20 protein-coding genes and 1 riboswitch are annotated in these 20,185 nt (G+C 43.5%); of the genes, 11 read left to right on the top strand and 9 right to left on the bottom strand.

Annotated elements, in window-relative coordinates:
- Window positions 1-48 precede the first annotated feature (48 nt).
- From GPK83_RS10285 to GPK83_RS10260, 6 genes are all read right to left on the bottom strand, one after another.
- Entirely contained in the window at window positions 49-1,347 is a 1,299-nt protein-coding gene (locus GPK83_RS10285) for a hemolysin family protein (protein WP_117469063.1), read from the bottom strand.
- Between the two features lie 237 nt (window positions 1,348-1,584).
- On the bottom strand, window positions 1,585-2,274 hold the full coding sequence (locus GPK83_RS10280; RefSeq protein ID WP_015553074.1) for a P-II family nitrogen regulator: 690 nt from the start codon (window positions 2,272-2,274) through the stop codon (window positions 1,585-1,587).
- Window positions 2,275-2,282: 8 nt separating this feature from the next.
- Window positions 2,283-3,827 (bottom strand): DUF1538 domain-containing protein, encoded by a 1,545-nt coding sequence (locus tag GPK83_RS10275; RefSeq protein WP_215704720.1) that lies wholly within the window; start codon window positions 3,825-3,827, stop codon window positions 2,283-2,285.
- Window positions 3,828-4,160: 333 nt separating this feature from the next.
- On the bottom strand, window positions 4,161-5,579 hold the full coding sequence (locus GPK83_RS10270) for a TIGR00366 family protein (RefSeq protein ID WP_215704719.1): 1,419 nt from the start codon (window positions 5,577-5,579) through the stop codon (window positions 4,161-4,163).
- Entirely contained in the window at window positions 5,573-6,706 is a 1,134-nt protein-coding gene (locus GPK83_RS10265; protein WP_215704718.1) for an amidohydrolase, read from the bottom strand. Before GPK83_RS10265 ends, GPK83_RS10270 begins: the two co-directional genes overlap by 7 nt.
- A gap of 46 nt (window positions 6,707-6,752) precedes the next feature.
- Window positions 6,753-8,153, bottom strand: coding sequence for an AbgT family transporter (locus GPK83_RS10260; protein ID WP_215704717.1), 1,401 nt, complete (start codon window positions 8,151-8,153; stop codon window positions 6,753-6,755).
- A 219-nt stretch (window positions 8,154-8,372) separates the two neighbouring features.
- Here GPK83_RS10260 and GPK83_RS10255 point away from each other — a divergent pair, with 219 nt between their 5' ends.
- From GPK83_RS10255 to GPK83_RS10220, 9 genes are all read left to right on the top strand, one after another.
- Window positions 8,373-9,167: a MerR family transcriptional regulator gene (locus tag GPK83_RS10255; RefSeq protein ID WP_117503132.1), complete on the top strand. Its 795-nt coding sequence runs from the start codon at window positions 8,373-8,375 to the stop codon at window positions 9,165-9,167.
- Between the two features lie 493 nt (window positions 9,168-9,660).
- Window positions 9,661-10,134, top strand: a complete 474-nt coding sequence (locus GPK83_RS10250; protein WP_345941801.1) for a DUF1016 N-terminal domain-containing protein — start codon at window positions 9,661-9,663, stop codon at window positions 10,132-10,134.
- On the top strand, window positions 10,064-10,384 hold the full coding sequence (locus GPK83_RS17355) for a PDDEXK nuclease domain-containing protein (protein ID WP_345941800.1): 321 nt from the start codon (window positions 10,064-10,066) through the stop codon (window positions 10,382-10,384). The genes GPK83_RS10250 and GPK83_RS17355 overlap by 71 nt, the downstream gene beginning before the upstream one ends.
- A gap of 290 nt (window positions 10,385-10,674) precedes the next feature.
- Window positions 10,675-11,052 (top strand): SdpI family protein, encoded by a 378-nt coding sequence (locus GPK83_RS10245; protein WP_117515752.1) that lies wholly within the window; start codon window positions 10,675-10,677, stop codon window positions 11,050-11,052.
- A gap of 240 nt (window positions 11,053-11,292) precedes the next feature.
- A complete protein-coding gene (locus GPK83_RS10240; protein ID WP_117515754.1) occupies window positions 11,293-11,514 on the top strand; it encodes a peptidase M50 in 222 nt (73 codons plus the stop codon).
- A 331-nt stretch (window positions 11,515-11,845) separates the two neighbouring features.
- On the top strand, window positions 11,846-12,505 hold the full coding sequence (locus GPK83_RS10235; RefSeq protein ID WP_215704716.1) for a hypothetical protein: 660 nt from the start codon (window positions 11,846-11,848) through the stop codon (window positions 12,503-12,505).
- Between the two features lie 39 nt (window positions 12,506-12,544).
- A complete protein-coding gene (locus tag GPK83_RS10230) occupies window positions 12,545-12,916 on the top strand; it encodes a hypothetical protein (RefSeq protein ID WP_252196317.1) in 372 nt (123 codons plus the stop codon).
- Window positions 12,917-12,968: 52 nt separating this feature from the next.
- The gene (locus tag GPK83_RS10225) at window positions 12,969-13,421 is read left to right on the top strand and encodes a VOC family protein (RefSeq protein WP_215704715.1); all 453 of its coding nucleotides are present in this window, start codon (window positions 12,969-12,971) and stop codon (window positions 13,419-13,421) included.
- 104 nt (window positions 13,422-13,525) lie between these two features.
- A riboswitch (Fluoride riboswitch) is annotated at window positions 13,526-13,597 on the top strand.
- Between the two features lie 50 nt (window positions 13,598-13,647).
- Entirely contained in the window at window positions 13,648-14,853 is a 1,206-nt protein-coding gene (locus GPK83_RS10220; RefSeq protein WP_215704714.1) for a cation:proton antiporter, read from the top strand.
- Between the two features lie 210 nt (window positions 14,854-15,063).
- Here GPK83_RS10220 and GPK83_RS10215 read toward each other — a convergent pair whose 3' ends face one another.
- On the bottom strand, window positions 15,064-15,414 hold the full coding sequence (locus GPK83_RS10215) for a hypothetical protein (protein ID WP_252196316.1): 351 nt from the start codon (window positions 15,412-15,414) through the stop codon (window positions 15,064-15,066).
- Between the two features lie 53 nt (window positions 15,415-15,467).
- Complete coding sequence (locus GPK83_RS10210; protein ID WP_215704713.1) at window positions 15,468-15,950, bottom strand: hypothetical protein; 483 nt, start codon at window positions 15,948-15,950, stop codon at window positions 15,468-15,470.
- 315 nt (window positions 15,951-16,265) lie between these two features.
- Here GPK83_RS10210 and GPK83_RS10205 point away from each other — a divergent pair, with 315 nt between their 5' ends.
- Both GPK83_RS10205 and GPK83_RS10200 read left to right on the top strand, forming a co-directional pair.
- Window positions 16,266-16,991: a response regulator transcription factor gene (locus GPK83_RS10205; RefSeq protein ID WP_215704712.1), complete on the top strand. Its 726-nt coding sequence runs from the start codon at window positions 16,266-16,268 to the stop codon at window positions 16,989-16,991.
- 587 nt (window positions 16,992-17,578) lie between these two features.
- Window positions 17,579-18,418, top strand: a complete 840-nt coding sequence (locus tag GPK83_RS10200; protein ID WP_215704711.1) for a HAMP domain-containing sensor histidine kinase — start codon at window positions 17,579-17,581, stop codon at window positions 18,416-18,418.
- 316 nt (window positions 18,419-18,734) lie between these two features.
- Here the strand turns inward: GPK83_RS10200 and GPK83_RS10195 are convergent, their stop codons facing one another.
- Entirely contained in the window at window positions 18,735-20,024 is a 1,290-nt protein-coding gene (locus GPK83_RS10195; RefSeq protein WP_015553065.1) for an amidohydrolase, read from the bottom strand.
- Window positions 20,025-20,185: the final 161 nt, after the last annotated feature.

The following is a 20,185-nucleotide window of genomic DNA, read 5'->3' as shown; positions in this document are numbered from 1 at the left end:
GACCGAAAGCTGTACATTTTTCGCTAATTTTGTCGCGGTTCAGTAACTTCACCGTTCGGGTTTGCTCTCCTGCTCACTCTCTTCACTCTTCTGCGGCGCATCCAGAATATACAGATGCACCTTGTCAATCCGGTTTCTCTCCACCGTATCCACCACAAACCGGAGATTTCCGCTTGTGACTTCCTCCCCCGCCTGCGGGAGATGGTCTAAAAGGCCGATAATATAGCCGCCGACAGAGTCGTAATCTTCTGACTTGAGATCCAGACCCAGCTGGTCGTCGAGATCATCGAGTTTCATGGCACCCTCGATCACATATTCCTTCGGATTGATCTTCCTAATGCTGTCTTCCTCATCCGCATCGTACTCGTCGCGGATCTCTCCGACGATCTCCTCAAGCATATCCTCCAATGTGATAAGCCCGGCCGTCGCGCCATACTCATCAAGAACGATGGCAACGCTGTTCATGGTCTTACGGAGTTCCACCATAAGCTCCGTCGTTTTTTTAAACTCGTAGGTGTAATACGGCTCACGCAGGTAATCCCGCAGCTTAAATTCCTTGTCTTTCGGGATCAGGAACAGGTCCTTGATATTCACGATGCCAATGACATTGTCCGTCGTCTCCTCATAGACCGGATATCTCGTATACTTCTCCTGTCGGAAAATATCCATGATCTCCTGATAGCTGGCATTCACATCGAGGAATGTCATATCGATACGCGGAACCATAATGTCCTTCGCGACAGAATCCCCAAAATCGAACACGTTGTAGATCATCTTCTTCTCGTCTGACTCGATCACACCCTCTTCGTGGCTGACCTCCACGATCGTGCGGAGCTCATCCTCTGTGATCGCGTCCTGTTTCTTGTTCGGATCCACATGGATCATCTTTAAAACGCCCTTGGAGAGGACATCAACGACCACGATCAGCGGTGTCAGGACCTGCATGATCAAATAGATCGGTTTCGCGAACTTGAGTGACAGGGTCTCGGAATAGATCGTCGCGGAAGTCTTCGGTGTGATCTCACCAAAGATCAGGACTAACAGCGTCAAAACGCCGGTTCCGATACCGACATATTTATTTCCAAGCACGTCTGTGACCAGCACAGTCATCAGAGAAGACGCTGAAATATTGACAATATTGTTTCCTATTAAAATTGCACTGAGCATTTTGGGCTGATTGCTTAAGATCTTCTCCAGCACAACGGCATGGCTGAGTCCCGCCTCCGCGAGATTCCGCACACGGATCTTATTTACCGTCATCATTGCCGTCTCCGCCGATGAGAAAAACGCGGATAACGCCAGAAGTCCAATTACGATCAGTCCCTGCAGGGCTTGCCCTGAATCCAAAAAAATCAACTCCTAAATCTTTATAAATTTGACGCCGCCCGGTTTCTTCCGGGGCTTCGTCCATGATTTGTCTCCCCGCACGCTCCGCTCTGTGTCCGGACCGGTCGAAGATTTACGAATGATTGTACAATACTCTATATGCCGTGTCAATGGTTTCGGGGCGTTTCCGCGGCGTTTTTTTATGGCACCGTTCCGTTCCCTCAGGCCTATGATCTGCTGCGGTCAGCGCGAAAGATCTTAATCATCCTCATTCTTCTCGATCAGACGCATCCCCGCTGTTTCCGTCACCGGCAGAGAGAAGACGATCGCCCCCGCCTTGCTTCCGATCCCGGCTTCCTTCATGATGCTCTGCATGATGCCGTTTTTATCCTTTGTCTTCGTGACCATAAAGATCATCTCTTTCTCCTGAGCAAGGGAAACGCCTAAAAACTTTTCCGCCTTCTCCATTCCCGTTCCCTTCGCATGGATCACGGTTCCGCCGGTAGCGTTGGCCTTTCGCGCCGCGTCCATGATCACATCCGTATAGCCCTGATTTGCAATCACTACAAGAAGCTCGTAGTCTGTTCCTTTCAAGCTGCTTTCCTCCTCTTTCTCAAATCCACGGTCCTCGGTCAAAAAGCGAAGCTGCCGCTTTCCACCGATGCTGCTCAGGGGAGTCACAAAGGCGATCCCCGTTCCCGGAATATCGATCTTGATCTCCTGTTCCAGGCCCTTTTTTACCTTTTTCCATTCCGCCGCCGTCACTACCGCAAACTGGACGGCCTTTTCCGATGCCTCTAACCCGAAGGCGTCCAGCACCTCCGACGCCGCGGTTCCCCGGCCTAACGTCAGGAATGTGACGGAAATCCCATATTCTTTATAGAAGGCGAGGAATCTCCGGCTCTGGTTCCGGTCGCTGATCGTCGCCATCAAGTATAATTCGCTCATAAAACCTCCTACAATTCAATAATCGCGTCATCATCCAGTAGCTCAAACGCCGCGTATGCCCCGGACTGTCCATGAGCTGCGGACATTCCTTCCTGCACTCCGCGCTTCGCTCTTATCCTCGAAGCCAGCCCCATGACCTGGATCGTGATAAGCGGTGTCATGGCAACCATCGCGACCACACCGAAGGCATCTGTGACGATGTTTCCTCCAAGAGCGGAGCAGGCTCCCTGTGCCATCGGAAGCAGAAACGCTGCCGTCATCGGTCCCGATGCCACGCCGCCGGAGTCGAAGGCGATTGCTGTATAGATCTTCGGCACAAAAAACGAGATTCCCAGTGCGATCGCGTATCCCGGAATGAGAAACCACAGGATCGAGATTCCTGTGAGTACCCGCACCATCGCAAGTCCGAGAGAAACCGCAACGCCCAGGGAAAGTCCCATTCCCATGGCCTTCGAGGAGATCGCTCCGTCCGTGATCTCCTCAACCTGTTTATTGAGAACGTACACGGCCGGCTCTGCCTTTACGATGAAATATCCCATGATCATTGCGATGGGAACAAGGAACAGCGGGTGGGCGGACTTCGCAAGCACCTGTCCGAGATAATTTCCCGCCGGCATGAAGCCCACGTTCACTCCCGTAAGGAAAAGTACCAGCCCCGCGTATGTATAGGCAAGACCGATCGCGATCTTCTTTAATTTTCTTGTTGTTAATTTTAACATGAAAATCTGGAAAATCATGAAAAATAAGATAATAGGCAGCAAGGAGACCGCGATCTCCTTCATGTAGACCGGAAGTTCCCTTGCAAAGAGCAGGAACAGTTCTTTTGAATCACCAATCTCCGGAATCACCGGCGGTGTGTAGGAGCTACTGTCCGCCTTGAAGATCATGCTTAAGATCATGACTGCGAGGATCGGTCCGATGGAGCAGAGCGCCACGAGACCAAAGCTGTCGTCCGCCGCGTGGCGGTCGCTTCGCGTTGCGGAGATTCCGACACCGAGCGCCATGATAAACGGCACCGTCATCGGTCCCGTCGTAACGCCGCCGGAGTCAAAGGCCACGCTTAAAAAATCCTTCGGCACGAACATCGCCAGTACAAACACCACGCCGTAAAAGACAAGCAGCAACGGCGGAAGTGCCACGGAGAACAACATTCGCAGCAGTGCCACGACAAGAAATGCGCCGACTCCGCATGCAACGGACAAGATCAGCGTCATGTTCGGCACAGCCGGAACCTGATTCGCCAGAACCTGAAGATCCGGCTCCGAGATCGTAATGATGAAGCCTAAGAGAAAGGACAGCCCGATCACCACCGGAAGCTTCCGGCTCTTCGTCAGGCACGTTCCCACTCGCTCGCCCATCGGTGACATGGCAAGCTCCGCTCCAAGTGTAAAAAGCATCATTCCCGCAAGCAAAAGGACTGCTCCCAAAAGGAAACAGAGCAGGATGCTGGAGGAGATGGGCGCGATCACAAAGCAGAGCACCAGCACGATCGCGATGATCGGCAGTACCGCCTGCAACGCCTCATTCCACTTCTCCCGCAGTTTTTTTGTCATTCCCAATATTCCACTCTCCTGTCTTTTTGAGGCGGACATTCCCATTCTCTCAAAATCCGCCCTGTTACTTGGTTTCTTTCCACATTCGTGTTCTCTCCGCCAGGTATTTCACGAACAGGGGATGCCGTTACAGGATATGCGGGCTTGCAGCGCCACGATCCTGTAACCGGCGAATTATGTTTAGTATAACATGGGAATTGTGAGAAAAGTATGTTTTGAGAGGTTAAGATTCCGCTAAAAAAAGGCGGACTTGTTCAGATAATTTACTATAAAAAGAAGATCAGGCGGTTAAACAGCCCGGAGCTTTCCCTGACCGCCTGCTCACAGGGAACATCAATAAACGTAAACCGACAATGCTATAAAAAATACCTGCAGGATCGTCATGATCAAAAACAGCGGTGTAATAAATTTATACCATCGCTCAAGCGGGATTCCCATCAGACCGCATTCCAGTGAACAGTTCGTTGGCCAGAACATGTCCGAAAAGCCGTCGCCAAAGCAATATGCCAATACCGCTGTCTGGCGGCTTACGCCTACAATATCAGCTACAGGTGCCATAATCGGCATAGTGATCGTTGCCTGACTGGAGGAACCATTAATGAAAATATTAATGATACTCTGCAAAAACAACATTCCAATAGCAGAAATGACGGGATTCCCGATATCTAAAAGAGAAGAAAGATAGTAAACAATTGTATCAGAAATAAGTGCTTCTTTCATGACAATAAGAATACCCCGGGTAAATCCGATCACAAGGATCGAGGATACTACACTCTTAGTTGACTCAATAAAAGTAAGACAGATCTCATTCAGACTGCTTCCTCCCACGACTCCCGCCACTACCATCATTGCTAAAAATAATGAAGATATCTCATCGATATACCATCCAAGCATGCTCGTTCCGTAAAGCAGAATCCCTATCGTAGCAAAAAACAAAATCGTACACAATTTGCGGCGAAATGTAAAGTTCACCTCTTTATCATACTGCTTTTTGTCCGATCGCTCCACTTCATCACAGCCATATAAAACTGAAAGTTCAGGATTCTGCTTTACTTTTCTGGCATAGCGCATCACATACCAAATAGATACCATTTCAAATACTGCAAAAATCACGGCGCGATAGGCAACGCCGGAATTCAGCGGTACATCAGCGATGGTCTGGGCAATTCCTACTGAAAACGGATTTGTCATAGCTGCCGCAAATCCGGTAGCCACGCCAATATAAACGACGGCACCACCTACAAGATTGTCATAGCCTAATGCCAGCATTATGCTTGCAAACAACGGCACAAGACCATAGGTTTCTTCAAATATACCCAATGTTGATCCAAGCAGGCCAAACAACAGCATTCCTACAGGTATCAATAATTCGGTACGTTTCCCCATCAATTTAAGCAGCGCAGACACCGCAGCATCCAGTGTGCCGTTGTCTTTCAATACATAAACAAAGCCATATGCAAAAACAATAAGAAACAAGATATCTGCAGCACTTACATAGCCACGAGACACCGAAAGAAAAATATCAAAGAAGTCTGGGCGGTTTCCTTCACCAAAATGGAAACTGTCAGGTAATACGATCGTTTTTCCATTCGCAGGATCAATGACCCGATCATATTCTCCTCCGGGAATGATATACGTCAATCCTACTACGACCAGTAAAATAATCGTTAAAATTACATATGTATGAGGTAATTTCCACCCGATAAACGACTTTTTACACTTTTCAGTCAAGTTCCTTTGCTTTTTTAACATTCCTGTTTTCCTTCAATAAAAACATGTTCTGCTTTCGCATGAATATCAAATGGATGATGACTCCAGATAACGAGATCCGCATCTTTTCCGCTGACAAGCGCACCTTTTCGATCATCGATACCCAAAATCTCTGCAGGATATGATGTTACTGCGCGCAATGCTTCTGCATCATCCATGCCAAAGCGAACAGCCATAGCGGCATAAATAGGTAAATAATACAGCGGTGTTACATCATGGTCGGCAGTGATGCAGACTTTAACACCTGCCCTATTGAGGACACCGGCAGTCTCAAAGCTCTTATTCCAAACCTCCTGCTTGCTGCATGGGTTCATGCTGGGACCGACAATCGCAGGAAAACCGCTGGCTGCTATATATTCAGCAATCTCAATCCCATCTGTGCAATGGACTATAACGATCCTGATATCGTACTCCTTGGCAATACGGATCGCCGTACAGATATCATCCGAACGGTGAGCGTGAATATGCAGCGGGATTTCTTTTCTCAGAACCATAGCCATATTTTCCATGCCGGGATCACACCGAAAATGATCATCATTCTTTTCCGCTTCTTCCTTCTCAAAAAGATATTCCTTCGTATCTTCCAGACATTTACGTAAGTGATAAGCAGTACCCATACGTGAAGCGAATCCATGCTTAGCTGCCTTCGGGTTTTCCCCAAGGCTGCCTTTCACAGCAGCCTTGCGGGTCACGATCATCTCATCTGCAATCTTACCCGTTAACCGGATAACCGAAGCAACACCTCCGATAACGCCATCACTGCCCGGACAAACACAGGCACAGGTTACCCCTGCCCGGACAGATCGTTCCACCGCTCTGTCAAAAGGATACAGACCGTCCAGCACTTCTAACTGAGGGGTAATCGCATCCGAGTAATCGCAACAATCGTCACCCACTTCCCCCATACCTTCTTCGCTGATACAAATATGACTGTGAGCGTCAATGAAACCCGGCGTTATATATTTTCCCGCCGCATCTATCACTTCTTCATTTTCTTTTGGAGAAATATTGAAATCCACTTCCGTTATTTTCGTATTTTCGATACGAATATCCAATTTTTCAAAATCATTTGTACAAGTAGTAAACAAATATCCGTTTTTAATAAGCATCAATGTTACCTCTAAATATAATATTTTTTATTCCGATATATGGGAGTTAATAACCAATCATTACAGCAGCCGTCATAAATACAAACTCCATAATAAACAGGATGCCAAACAACGGAGTAATAAATTTGTACCATTTGTTAATAGGCACTCCCATCAGACCACAGCAAAGAGCGCAGGAAGTCGGCCAGAATATATCTGCAAAGCTGTGTCCTAACTGATATGCCAATACGGCAATTGAACGGCTCATACCAACCAGCTCGGCTGTTGGTGCCAAAATCGGCATTGTGATCGTTGCCGCGCTTGTTGAACCATTGATAAAGAGTTTTACAATATTCTCAATTATGATCATTCCGTAGGCAGAGAGGTATGTACCTGTATTTTTAAGCAGGCTCACCAGTCCGTATACGATCGTATCTGTGATCATACCCTCTTTCATTAAAATCAGAATTCCTCTGGTGAATCCGACAATTAGCATAGAAGAAACCATGCTCTTAGTAGACTCAATAAAGGTCTTACAGATATCAGTTGCGGAATAACCGCTGATAATACCTGCAACCACCATTGCCATTAAGAAAAATGCTGATATTTCATCTACATACCAGCCCAGGTTCAAAATAGCATAGAATAAAAATATAATGACTCCAAAGAAAAGTACTAAACATAACCCCTGACGGATATTCATGGATGCTGTCTGTAATTCATCTAAGGATTTTGCCTTGACTGCATCCAGCTCAGTGCCATAAACCACAGACTTTGTCGGATTTTTTTTGACTTTGCGGGCATAGTACATCACATAAGCAATGGCAATGATCTCTGTGACAACAAAAATAAGCCAGCGGAATCCCATTCCTGAGTAAAGTTCAACACCTGCAATATCCTGTGCAATAGCGATGGTATAAGGATTCGTGGTGCCTGCGGCATATCCGATAGATACGCCTAAAAAGATAACTGCGCCGCCTACGACAGCATCATAACCCAGGGCAACAAAGATTCCTACGAAAACCGGAAACAGTCCATAGACTTCCTCATAAATACCCATGGTAGATGCCATTAAACCAAGAATCAGCATTGTGATCGGAATCAATAGCTGGACACGATTGCCAATCTTCCGTACTAAAGTTCCCAGCGCAGCATCCATCGTTCCATTTTTGGTTAAAACATAAACAAAACCATACGCAAAAATAATGAGGAACATAATATCAGCAGCGTCCACATAACCAGCTTCCAGAGCCTGAAACAGACCAAACAGCCCCGGCACCTCAGCATCTACATACGCGTAAGAGTCGGGCACAACGACCATCTTTCCTGTAACCGCATCCTCTACACGCTCATAAGATCCAGCAGGAATGATGTGTGTAAGAATCAGCACGATGAACATAATAGTGACAAGTATCACATATGTATGCGGCATCTTAAAGTTTTTGATCCTTTCCTTCAAAGTTCTCATAAGTACCTCCTTAGTTTATAATCTTTGAAGCAACACTGCATGTTTTCTGAATGCTTATCCATCACCTTGCAGCACCACACTATAATACACATTCAGTCCCTTCAGCATTGCCTTTTCTTATATTTAAATCCTTAAAGTTACTTGAATGTCAAGTGTGAAATTGTTATAATAATAACAGTTGCTTTTTGATCATTATCCACATTCACCGGAGTTCTAAAAATGGGCAAAAAAAATCTTACCATCGGAGAAATATCCGAAATATTGAACATTACTCCCTCAACTCTTCGTTTTTGGGAAAAGGAGAACCTCTTTCATGTCAGTAAAAAGAGCAATCACTACCGAACCTATACCAATACGGATTTAATCGACATAGCTGATATTCTGTATTATCGGAATCTTGGAGTACCGGTTAAAGACATCCGTGCATTTTCTTCTCTGGAATTATCTGAATATGATCAGTTCCTGGAAAATCAGGAACGGGAACTCAACAAAAAGATTGAAGAATATCAGCAGATGCTGCTAAGATCGCAAAGTCTGAAGAGGAACTATTATCGGTTGCTGAGACTGCTCGTCAATCCCTTTATCCTTGAGACTCCGGACTTTCATCACGTCATCTCATGGGATTTCCGTGAAAAAGAACGGATCCGGCAATACGTATCCGATCCTTCATACTACGTCTGGTGTAAGGATACCAACTCAGAAATTTCTGGACGTAAAGGACTCATTGTATCTGAAAACAGTTCTTATTCCCGCTCGGATCTCATATGGGAAAACAGACCCGGCAGCCGCTACATCAGTTTTCCCGTCAAAGCCATGATTGAAAATGATTATTCCGGACTTGAAGCGCCAAAGATCGTAGCTGAAGTACAGCGCCATACCACTACCGGTTATTTAATTACTCGTCACCTCTTAAACTGCAAGATCAATGGCGAAAATGTCGAATATCTGCAGGCTTATCTTGAAATCACTGGAGCGTGGGATGATTCATTTACGAAAAGATTAATGTTAGATTAATGTTTTGGTGAATATATCTTTTTTAGACAAATGAAATTATGCATGATTTTTCACAAAAAACACTCTTTAGATTTGTAAAATAACTCCCTTTTCGGAATTGTGTACCCATGGGAAATGAGTTTATAAATATACAATGCAAACAGCAGACATCTATTTTACAATCAAATATATAAAAACTAGTATTTATAGGGGGGTAAATCAGCATGAAATGTCCATATCGTGGTGAAGAAATGATGAGAGGATACCTGATGAGCTAACGAGACATTACTTTTACAATTGATAATCAGACAAAAGTTTTTCATACAAAAAAATCGGACGATTTGGAATTGAGTAAAAGTTCAGGAGGAATCCCTCATTGTGAAGCTTATCGTTGTAGTAGTTGTAAAAAGATTTTGATTGATTATGCAAATAGATAACTTCCAATCTTTCGGTGAGATTGAAACTCAGCGACAACTCGGAAGTTGTCGAACTGACACATTAGAAAGGGTTATATATGAGTGAATTGATTAAGGCTGATAATGAATATAAAGAGTGGATTACCGGAATATCTACTGATTTTAGAAAAAGCCAAATCAGAGCTTCTATGAAGATAAATGATGAGATGCTAAGGTTTTATTGGAAGCTTGGTAAGGGTATTTCATCTATGAGTGAACAGTTCGGATATGGAATGGGATTCTATAAAACGGTGAGTGATGATTTGAAATCCATTTTGCCAGATGTGAAATCATTTTCTCCAACTAATTTGAAATATATGAGATACTTTTATGAGATGTATTCTGATGCAGTATTTTGTCCTCAGGTTGAGGACGAATTGATTGCAGATGCAAATCGTCCCCAAGTTGGGGATGATTTACAAATCATTTTTAGAATTCCATGGGGACATAACAAAATAATACTTGATAAATGCAGAGGAAATTCTGCAAAGGCATTGCTATGTAGTTGTAGAAATAAAGACAGGAAAATTTGATTCTTCCTATGCAGGTCAATTGGGAACTTATGTTGTAGCTGTTAATCATCAGATGAAAACAGAAGCTGATAATCCTACTTTGGGACTTCTGATTTGTAAAGATATGGATAAAGTAGAAGCCCAGTATGCATTAGAATCAACTATCCAGCCACTTGGTATTTCTAGTTATGAATTATCAAAACTTATACCAGAAGAGTTCAGAGGTAGTATGCCTACCATTGAAGAGATTGAGGCTGAATTAAATGAATAACTTCCAGGTTGTCGAGCTGATAAAATCCCTTTAGGAACTAAAGGGCGCACTTCTATACTCTCCTTCCGGGAGTATTGTGCGTCCTGCGGAGCTTCATTCTCTGTCAGCAGAAAAAGGCTGCATGACCGAAAATGTTTCGTCACTTCGTTCCGTCAAGGGAGCTACACTCCCTTGCGACGCTTGTGCGTCTATCCCTTGAGGACTTGCCGTCCGCAGACGGTTTTGAGAACCGTCCGCCGCCAGCAAGTTTGATATTAACAAATCGGGATTTTTATGAGAGGAGAATTCATATGTGGTATTGGTGGTTTATGTTGATATGTGATTTGTTAGTTCCCGTAACCATGCTTATTGCCGGGAGAATGATGTGGAAGCATTGCCCTAAAAGTATAAATGGTATAATTGGGTATAGGACAACCCGCTCTATGAAAAATATGGATACATGGAAGTTTGCACATGATTATTGTGGTCGACTTTGGTGGAAACTGGGTGTAATAATGCTTATTCCGTCCGCTTTAATACATATTCCATTCTACCAGAGTAATGAGAAAACGATTGGAATTATTGGAGGTATTCTTATAACAATTCAATGCATCGTTTTAATCATTTCAATTATCCCAACGGAGTCTGCGTTGAAACGAACATTCAATGATGACGGAACAAAAAGATAACTCGGAATTTGAAGGAGTGCACATGATGAAAAGAAACAAAATAACAGCATTATTATATTTTATAATGTCTTTGCTTTTCTACGTTAGTGGTATATTAATTTTTACTAGTGATGTCAGGATGGGTGTTATATATCTATGTCTAGGTTCAACCTCTTTGTGTTTTGGTGCTACATGGTTGAATAAAAATAAAAAAATGATGATAACAAATAAATCGGTATTTGATATGCGGAGGTAATGATTATGAATAGAAATATAAAAGGTGGTTTTTTAACATTGAGTGGCGTTGTTGGTATTGTAGGAATGATAATAGTGGCGATGCAAAATCCGGCAACTGCATGGGTAACGCCACCTGGAAGAATGATTGCAAGTATTTTAGAAAATGGAGTATTGATTCCTACAGTTTTATTCCTTGTTCTTTTTATTTATGGATTGTATATTCTCCTAACGGAGAAAAAAGATTGAGCAATTCCAGTTTTCCGTGCCGAGACTAAATTTTAATTTGAAGGTGATAACGCTATGAAATGTCCAATTTGCAGTACTGAAATGGTGGCAGGCGATGTTGTCTGTAAGACCGCAGCTGGACCTACCTTATATCCTCGAAAGGCAGAAGAAACAGAGCTAAAGCATTTTGGTAAAATGTTTTTTGAAGTAAGGACTCAATAAAAGCACATGACCTTGACGGAGGCTGGTATTGTCCAAATTGCAAGAAGGTAATTGTGCTTTGGAAGCAAACGAGCAAAGGCAACTCCCAATTTATCGAACCCATACAAACGGGGAGTTGGAGGAGGTATCTATGATAAAGCGATTTGATAAAGTTGATGGCAGTTATGTTGAAAAATTATATGGGCAAGATAGATATGGCTATTCCAAGAGTGATACGATAGATTTCTATGATTTAGTCGAGTTAGCAAAGGAAGGAATTAGTAGAGGATCGGTTGTACTTATCTATGATTTCGAAAAAGGGAAGGTATACACTCCATTTGAAAAGCAGAATAATATTGTTTATGGAGATCCGGTATATGTAGAAAAATTCATATATTTTTTGCAGTGTGATTATAACAAGAAAAGAATTTCTTTATATCGCTATTTACCAGAGAAAATACTGGAAAAAGTTGCAGAATTAAACCTCGATGATTTGAATCCATATAATTTGCATATTGTAGGTAATCCACTATATATCATAAGTCAGGAAGATGGAGAAGGATTTCGATGTTATTATCCAACGGAAATTTTCTTCCCATTAAAGCACAATGAATCGGTGATTTTTATAGAGGATGGCAAGGTCTATATTGAAGCTTGGATAGAAGAAGGTTGGGATGACGAAAACAACTGTGCAACAGATGATTATAAATATTACGACAAAATCATAGTAAAAGATTTTGCAGGTAATAAAATTTCCGAAGAGGTAGGTTGTTTGAACAAAGGTCCTGATGGAAATTGGTGGATTTCATAAATACAAACAACTCGATTGGTCGGAAACTGGTGAATGATAATGGCGATAAATGTAGAGCAGACAAAAAAGTATTATAAGGATATTAAGCAAGAGGATTTGTGCGACTGTAATTACTGTAAGAATTATTATTTGCAAGTAAAAGATGCATATCCTAAGGTAGCAGAGTTTTTGGACAGCATAGGAATAGATATTGAAAAGCCATTTGAAACAAGCCCATTAGAGCCTGATGAGCATGGGATGCTGGAGTATTGTATATGCCAGTATATAGTAATTGGTTCCGCTCCAAGTGAATTATCAAAAGAAATAGAAAATGTGAAGATTGATATTTCAGAATCGCATCCGAGTACAAATCTGATTCAGGAACATTTTGTGATAGACATTTATCCAATCTGTTTAAAATGGATTCTGTAGTGCGGGCAAATTCCAGTTTGATGAAATAAAGAAATTATTGGAGAGGGAAAATATGGTTGGAAGAATTTATCACGTTGGATTAACCGTTTCTGATTTGGATCGCTCGATTGCTTTCTACAGAGATATTCTTGGGCTTGAATTTCAGGGCGAAATCTTTATGGAAGGCGAAGAGACAGATAAAATGTTCCGTAAGGAAAATTGTAAAGCAAGGGTTGCATATTTGAATGGTTCGAAGGTTCTTGAAGCACCACCGGTTGAATTGATTCAGTTTGTAGACAGCGAAATCCATAAAGAACGATCAGACTTGTTTACGACATCTATCTCAGAATTATGCTTTTACACGGATGACATTGATTCTGTCTACAAAACCTTTATCGAAAATCATGTGGAGTGCTTCTCTGAACCGCAGTATTTCGATTTCAGAGCAGATGGATTTGGGAAAAGCAGAGCGTTTTATTTCAGAGACCCGGATGGAATCATTCTTGAGATGATGCAACCGTTATAAAAGGAGACTAATCAGAATTTGTAGTATGATTTGTGAATCAAAGTGACAATGATGATAATTTCCAAAATAACTTGACATGATAAGAAGTCAGAGGTATTATTGAAACCGTTAAAGGGAATGAAGTTCTCCCTTGGGAAACCTAAACCGCTTTTTAAGCTGATGACTTCTGCGATTATCTGTTCGCAGAAAGGCATCAGCTTTTTTGCGTCCAAAGGAGGAGAATTTTATGTTAACATCACTGGCTTTCATTTTTCTTGTTGGTCTGTTCATGGCTGCAATTTGTCAACGGCTCAAGCTGCCCCGCATTATTGGTATGCTGATTACGGGTATTGTGCTGGGACCTTATGTCCTTGACCTGCTCGATCCCTCTATCCTGTCCATTTCCGCTGACCTACGGCAAATGGCTCTTATCATCATTCTGCTCAAAGCAGGGCTATCCCTCAATCTGGCTGATTTGAAAAGGGTAGGACGACCCGCCATTATGATGTCCTGTGTCCCGGCAAGCTGTGAAATATTAGCCTTCTTTCTGTTTGCGCCTGGCATTTTAGGCGTTACCAGAATAGCGGCCGCTGTCATGGGCGCTGTCCTCGGCGCAGTTTCTCCGGCAGTCGTTGTGCCACGCATGGTTCAGTTGATGGACGCAAAATACGGCACAGACAAAAGTATTCCCCAGCTCATTCTGGCAGGGGCGTCCTGCGACGATATTTTCGTTATTGTGCTGTTCTCTACCTTTCTCGGCATGGCACAGGGCGGTCATGCAAATTTGATGGATTTTATCAATATCCCGGTTTCCATCGTCCTCGGCATTGCCTTGGGCGCAATCACCGGGTATCTGCTCAGTTTGTTTTTTGAAACTGCCTACGCACATAACCACTGCGTCCGAAACAGCATAAAAGTAATCGTTGTTTTGGGCGTGTCGTTCCTGCTCATGGCGGTTGAAACATGGTTGGAGGAGAGTATATCTGTCTCCGGTCTGTTGGCCGTAGTAAGCATGGCTTGCGTTCTCAAAATCAAAAGTGTTACCTTTGTATCAAAACGATTGTCTGAAAAATTCGGAAAACTCTGGCTGGCGGCAGAAGTGCTCCTGTTTGTGCTGGTCGGTGCGGCGGTGGATATTCGTTATACACTGAACGCTGGCATTGCGGCGATATTGATGATCTTCCTCGCCCTTATTTTCCGTTCTGCGGGTGTTGCTCTTTGTTTAGTCGGCACACCTATGACATGGAAAGAGCGTCTTTTCTGTATGATTGCCTATCTACCCAAAGCCACTGTACAGGCAGCAATTGGTTCTGTGCCACTTGCAGCAGGTCTTGCATGTGGGAAAATCGTTTTATCAGTTGCCGTTATGGCAATTGTTACTACTGCTCCTGTGGGTGCTTTTGGAATGGATGTCTTGTATAAGAAATTATTAAATAGAGATTTAACAGATTGATATATCGAGTGTAAATCCAAGTTTGAAGAACCGTTAGGTAAGTTCAGATTCAATAAACCCATGTGTAAATATGCATATTGCTTAGAATTTTAAGTAAGGGGAACACTTTTCCGAAATAGGAGTAAAATAATACTTTTTATGAGCTATCTATTGCATCACATTCACTAAGAGCAGCGGATAGCATTCCGCTGCTCGTAATAGCTTCTTCTTTTATTGGAATATTGTTTTAAAAACCGGCTGCATGGACGAGATCCATGTATTCTCTGCCGCATTATAATACTTTGTATCTGCATTTACCGCAAACGGAATTCCTGCATCACTCAATGCTTTCGTCATAAATCCTGCAAATACTGTCTGTTCTTCTACACTGTATGTATTTCCTTTATTATAGTTGCCCGGCATCCAGGCTCCAACCCATGTCGGAATCCCCGTCTGCTGCCATGCAAGCGCCGTCTGGATCTTATCTGTAATCAGCTTTTTCTCAGCATCCGTTCCCGTAGTCCACAGCTTCTTTTCATTTGTCTTATCCGGTCCGGATGCGTAAAAGTGCCATTCTGCCATAAGATATCCATTGTGTGCACTTGGAATTTTCAGCTCTGACAAATTTCCTCCACTTATTGTCCGGAAGAAAGAAGATCATCAATCTGTTTCCAAATGCTATTGATCTCTTTCAGCATTTCCAGACGTTTTTCCTTTTCTTTTTCTGCTTCTTTTAATTTTAAGATTGCTGTATCAAAATCTTTGTTCTCGGCAGCCGCCTTCGCTTCTGCGCGAAGATTCTTTACCTGGGAATCCCCGTTTTCCTCACGGATCGTTTTGATTTTCCCACGAAGTGTTTTTGCCTCTTTCCACACACTCTTATCAACCGGAAGCTCTCCTGTCTCCTTTTTGTTCTGATGAATATTTTTGAAATGTTCCATGAAATCTTTATTGGATTCCCTGAGAGCATCCATCTGCTCCTCCATCACTTTCATCTCATTACGGATCGGCTCCGCTTCCGCCCTATATTCTTTTTTTGTCTCAGCCGCAAACGCAGAGAAGGACATGATTGCAGTAAGCGATAACGCCGCGCATAAAATTTTTAAACCTTTCTTCATCTTGTTACCTCCATCAGTCAAGCGGATATTCGCAATCCGCTTCGCTACTTGCTCATAACCGAATAACTGCTCCGCAGTTTATCAGAAGGAGCTTGCGCTCCTCCTGATACAAGCAAGTCCTCACCCACTGCTAATTGCTTTTCGCAATTAAAGCAGGGGACTTACTTGATTCGGTTAAATTATTTTATGTGTTTATCATACCGCTATCCCTGTGTGCATTACCAGTTCACCTGTGTGGCAAAAATGCGGCAATCATTTACGGTTTTAAACTTTCCTGTTAATATGAAAACATAAATACAAATGAGGTACTTTATTATGTCAAAACTGATCTATGTAGTAGATGATGAGTCAAATATCCGTACAATGATGCAGCTATTTCTTGAAAATGAAGGCTTTACAGTAGAGACGTTTAAAGATGGTCAGGAAGCCTGTCAGGCCTTTTCCGCAAAAGAACCCGATATGCTTATCCTCGACATCATGATGCCCGGAATCGATGGTCTCAGTCTATGTACCTATTTCCGTCGTCAAAGCTACGTTCCCATTATTTTTGTATCTGCCAAAGATACGCCGCTCGACCGTGTTATGGGAATCACTCTCGGAAGCGATGACTATATTACAAAGCCCTTTCTTCCATTAGAGTTCGTTGCGCGGGTAAAAGCATTATTCCGCCGGTCTGATCCACACTTTTACGATGCCAGCATGACCGATCCTGTCACTCGGTTTATATGTGGAAATCTGGTCCTTTTTCCTGTCAGCCACAGAGTCACAATTCAGGAACGTGATCTCAATGTAACTCCGACAGAATTTGATTTTCTGCTGTATATGATACAACGGGCAGATAATGCTGTTTCTAAAAAAGAATTAGCCGAACAGATCTGGCATTTTCAAGGTCCTAATCCTGAAGCAGATATACCGGAGGATTTTATTAAACGGCTTCGAAAAAAACTACTTTCGTTCGGATCTACTGCCCTGATCGAGACGGTATGGGGCTTTGGTTATCGAATGAGCGAACGAAGGCCAGAAGGGATCGAATCAATATGATTGGAAAGAGTATCCAGACACGTTTATTTTCTGCAGTTTTTCTCGTGATTTTTATGATGACTTTCGGAGTCGGAATCACCTTTTTCCTTTCTTCCCGCTGGTATGTACAGTACACTGCCAGGAAAGAAACAGAGCATCTGATCAGGATGGTTCAGTCGGAGTCGGATCGTTTGAGCACTGACCCGGCTTACACTTCCTCAGATTCTAAGGAAAATACGCGCGAATCTTCAAAAGCTTTGCTTCGTTCTGTCCGGCGGCAGCTCAGAGATCAGCCTTATAATGGTATATTTCTGGTTTTTAATTCCAAGCAAAAACTTGTCTTCCCTCAATCTAGTAATGACCAGAATATTTATCCGATATCTGCCTTAGAGGAACAGTGCCGACAGATGATCCAGTCAGGTGAACTGATTTCCGGAAAAACGTCCCGGATTTTACTTTCTGAAGACTTCTGGTACATCAGTATGTATGTGTTTCCGTCCAGTACACCTGTACGGGCAAAGTATTTTGTTTCTGTTGTCCAAATTCCGGATTCATCTGTTTTCTGGAATTATACATGGAAATTGTATCTTGCGATTTTAATCGCTTCTGTGTTTTTATCATCTTTTTTAGTATGGGGAATTGCAAGAACCATCTCTGTCCCGCTCCAGCATCTTTGCCTCCAGATCCAGCGGATCAATGGAGAAACAGCCGCACAGATCCAGGATTCCTATTCTTTAAATGAACTGGAAGCTTTAAAACGCTCCTATAACCAGATGGAAGAAACGATCCGAAGATCCGCGGAAGAAAAAAGGCAGTTTTTTCAAAACGCTTCCCATGATCTGAAAACGCCGCTTGCGTCTATCACCGGGTATTCCCAGGGGATCGTTTCCAATGTCATAAAGGATCATCAGAAAGCTGCCGGTATCATTCTTTCTGAAAGTCTGCGCATGACTGACCTTGTAGAAAGTATTCTTTCTCTCTCAAAAATGGACAGTCACACATTTGACCTGCATCCGACAGATCTGGAAGTAATAGAGTTTCTTGATGAGTGTGTGGATATCATGAGTACGATCCGAAGGGACTGCGTGATACATCTTGAAGCCGCACGTCCACTAATGATCCACACGGATCCGGAATTGTTGAAGCGGGTGATACAAAATATTCTTTCAAACTGTCTGCGATATGCCGAGCACGAGATTCTGATCCGTATGAGTACAGATGGTAACTCGCTGATCCTTCTGATACAGGATGATGGTCCGGGATTCCTGGAGAAAGATCTCCCTCATATTTTTGAACGTTTTTATAAGGGTAATGGCGGAAAAAATGGAATTGGTCTTTCGATTGTATGGACCGGCATCCACTATCTTGGCGGATCCATTACCGCCGGAAACCGCGCTGTACCGGAACACGGGGCTTATTATCAGCTTTTATTGCCCCTGTCTTTTTAACCGAATCAAGTAAGTCCTAGCTTCAATTGCGAAAAGCAATAAGCAGTAGGTGGGGACTTGCTTGTATCAGGAGGAGTGCAAGCTCCTTCTGATAAACTGCGGAGCAGTTATTCGGTTATGAGCAAGTAGCGAAGCGGATTGCGAATATCCGCTTGACAGTTGCCAATCTCTCGTACAAACACAGGCTTTAACTCGGTACCCACGTATGTACGCAAAAAGACCGGCATATCAAATTTCTTCTTGATACACCGGTCTTTTTATTGCTATTCGGTCTTTTTATCTATTAACGGATATTTTTTTACCATTTCTGTTGCTTTTACAGGTTTCTCTCAACCAGATTCTTTAAGGTTCCCTCGAACGGTTTGAACGGGATTTCCTTATCGTAATTTAAGAAATCTTTCACATATCCAAGTGCTGCTGCAACACCGTAGATCATGCCGCGCTCATCCACATCGAATTCCGGTGTGTGATGGTTTGCGCCGGTGCCGGCCTCCTCGCTCTGGATACCTGTGAAGGTGATGATACCCGGCCAGAGCTTTAAGCACGCCTGCATGCTCTCAGATGCCATCCACGGCTGTGCAACCGTAACAGCATCCTCACCGATGTACTTTCTTACTGCGTTCTTCGCGATCTCGCTGCAGACTGCGTTGTTCTGGCACTCGAACAGCGGATCCGGCATATGAAGGATTTCATATGTACACTGACAGAGCTCGCACTCTTTCTCAACTACATCCATCAGCTGTTTTACAAACGGTGTGCCTGCGCCGTCAACATTGAAGGTACGGATCGTACCGCCGAAGGTCAGCTCGTCCGGAATAATGTTGCGGACGGTTCCGCAGTTTACGAAACCAACGGAGCAGGTCAGGATATCCGTCGGAGCCACATATTTCATGCGGATCATATTGATATGGTTATAGATATTGTTGAAGCAGTCTAAAACACTGTGGGCAAGATCCGGACGGGATCCGTGACCAGCCTGGCCGTGAAGCTTGATGATAAATCCATATGCACCGGAGAATACCGCGCCCGGCTCCGCGGAGATCGTTCCTGTCGGAACATCCCATTTTACATGTGTTGCCATACAGGTATCGATCTTTAATTTCATTGTCTCAACGGCATACGGAAGTAAATTTCTGATATTTCCGCCGGCTTCCTCGCCGCGCTCAAAGAGGAGGACGATATTGCCGTTTAGGTCTTCCTTATTCTCGTTTAAGATCTTTGCCTCAGCGAGAAGCATCGCTGTGTGGGCGTCATGTCCGCAGGCATGGGAGATTCCATCGTTCTTGGAGATGCAGACCTTTTCCTTTGTGAGGTTTGTCTTGCTCTCCTTGATCGGAAGCGCGTCCATATCGGCACGGAGAAGAACGGTTTTTCCCGGTTTTCCGCCGTGGATCTGTCCGATAATACCACCTTCCGGAACGACTACATACTCGATTCCCAGCGCATCGAGCTCAGAGGCAATATATTTTACTGTCTCGTACTCAACACCGCTGTTTTCCGGATACTCGTGCATGTGTCTTCTGATCCTTACCATATAGTCGAAATTTTTCTTAGCTTCGTTTAAAATATCCATATTTTCTCCATTCCGGCGGAACCGCTTTGCCATTTACCGACAGCGCAGTTTGTCCGTCTCTTCAGTTTTGGATTTTCAATAACTGCTGATATCTTCACAGTCATGATCTGAAAATATCCGTTTCCAGACGTCTCTATATTAACACGCGCAGGGAACTAAATCCAGTCCCCTGCGCAGCTTATTTTTTTATTTAA

Origin of the sequence: Clostridium sp. MCC328 (assembly GCF_018785465.1) — a bacterium.
Classification (GTDB): Bacteria; Bacillota; Clostridia; order Lachnospirales; family Lachnospiraceae; genus Pilosibacter; species Pilosibacter fragilis.
This window is presented reverse-complemented; position numbering and strand designations above follow the sequence as displayed.

Bases quoted from the DNA above. Each gene is read 5' to 3' on its own strand.
- GPK83_RS10215 (WP_252196316.1), bottom strand. From the start codon at position 15,414: ATGGCAGAATGGCACTTTTACGCATCCGGACCGGATAAGACAAATGAA.
- GPK83_RS10205 (WP_215704712.1), top strand. From the start codon at position 16,266: ATGTCAAAACTGATCTATGTAGTAGATGATGAGTCAAATATCCGTACA.
- GPK83_RS10210 (WP_215704713.1), bottom strand. From the start codon at position 15,950: ATGAAGAAAGGTTTAAAAATTTTATGCGCGGCGTTATCGCTTACTGCA.
- GPK83_RS10270 (WP_215704719.1), bottom strand. From the start codon at position 5,579: ATGTTAAAAAAGCAAAGGAACTTGACTGAAAAGTGTAAAAAGTCGTTT.
- GPK83_RS10235 (WP_215704716.1), top strand. From the start codon at position 11,846: ATGATAAAGCGATTTGATAAAGTTGATGGCAGTTATGTTGAAAAATTA.
- GPK83_RS10250 (WP_345941801.1), top strand. From the start codon at position 9,661: ATGAGTGAATTGATTAAGGCTGATAATGAATATAAAGAGTGGATTACC.
- GPK83_RS10275 (WP_215704720.1), bottom strand. From the start codon at position 3,827: ATGACAAAAAAACTGCGGGAGAAGTGGAATGAGGCGTTGCAGGCGGTA.
- GPK83_RS10225 (WP_215704715.1), top strand. From the start codon at position 12,969: ATGGTTGGAAGAATTTATCACGTTGGATTAACCGTTTCTGATTTGGAT.
- GPK83_RS10240 (WP_117515754.1), top strand. From the start codon at position 11,293: ATGAATAGAAATATAAAAGGTGGTTTTTTAACATTGAGTGGCGTTGTT.
- GPK83_RS10195 (WP_015553065.1), bottom strand. From the start codon at position 20,024: ATGGCAAAGCGGTTCCGCCGGAATGGAGAAAATATGGATATTTTAAAC.
- GPK83_RS10265 (WP_215704718.1), bottom strand. From the start codon at position 6,706: ATGCTTATTAAAAACGGATATTTGTTTACTACTTGTACAAATGATTTT.
- GPK83_RS10220 (WP_215704714.1), top strand. From the start codon at position 13,648: ATGTTAACATCACTGGCTTTCATTTTTCTTGTTGGTCTGTTCATGGCT.
- GPK83_RS10255 (WP_117503132.1), top strand. From the start codon at position 8,373: ATGGGCAAAAAAAATCTTACCATCGGAGAAATATCCGAAATATTGAAC.
- GPK83_RS10260 (WP_215704717.1), bottom strand. From the start codon at position 8,153: ATGAGAACTTTGAAGGAAAGGATCAAAAACTTTAAGATGCCGCATACA.
- GPK83_RS10245 (WP_117515752.1), top strand. From the start codon at position 10,675: ATGTGGTATTGGTGGTTTATGTTGATATGTGATTTGTTAGTTCCCGTA.
- GPK83_RS10230 (WP_252196317.1), top strand. From the start codon at position 12,545: ATGGCGATAAATGTAGAGCAGACAAAAAAGTATTATAAGGATATTAAG.
- GPK83_RS10280 (WP_015553074.1), bottom strand. From the start codon at position 2,274: ATGAGCGAATTATACTTGATGGCGACGATCAGCGACCGGAACCAGAGC.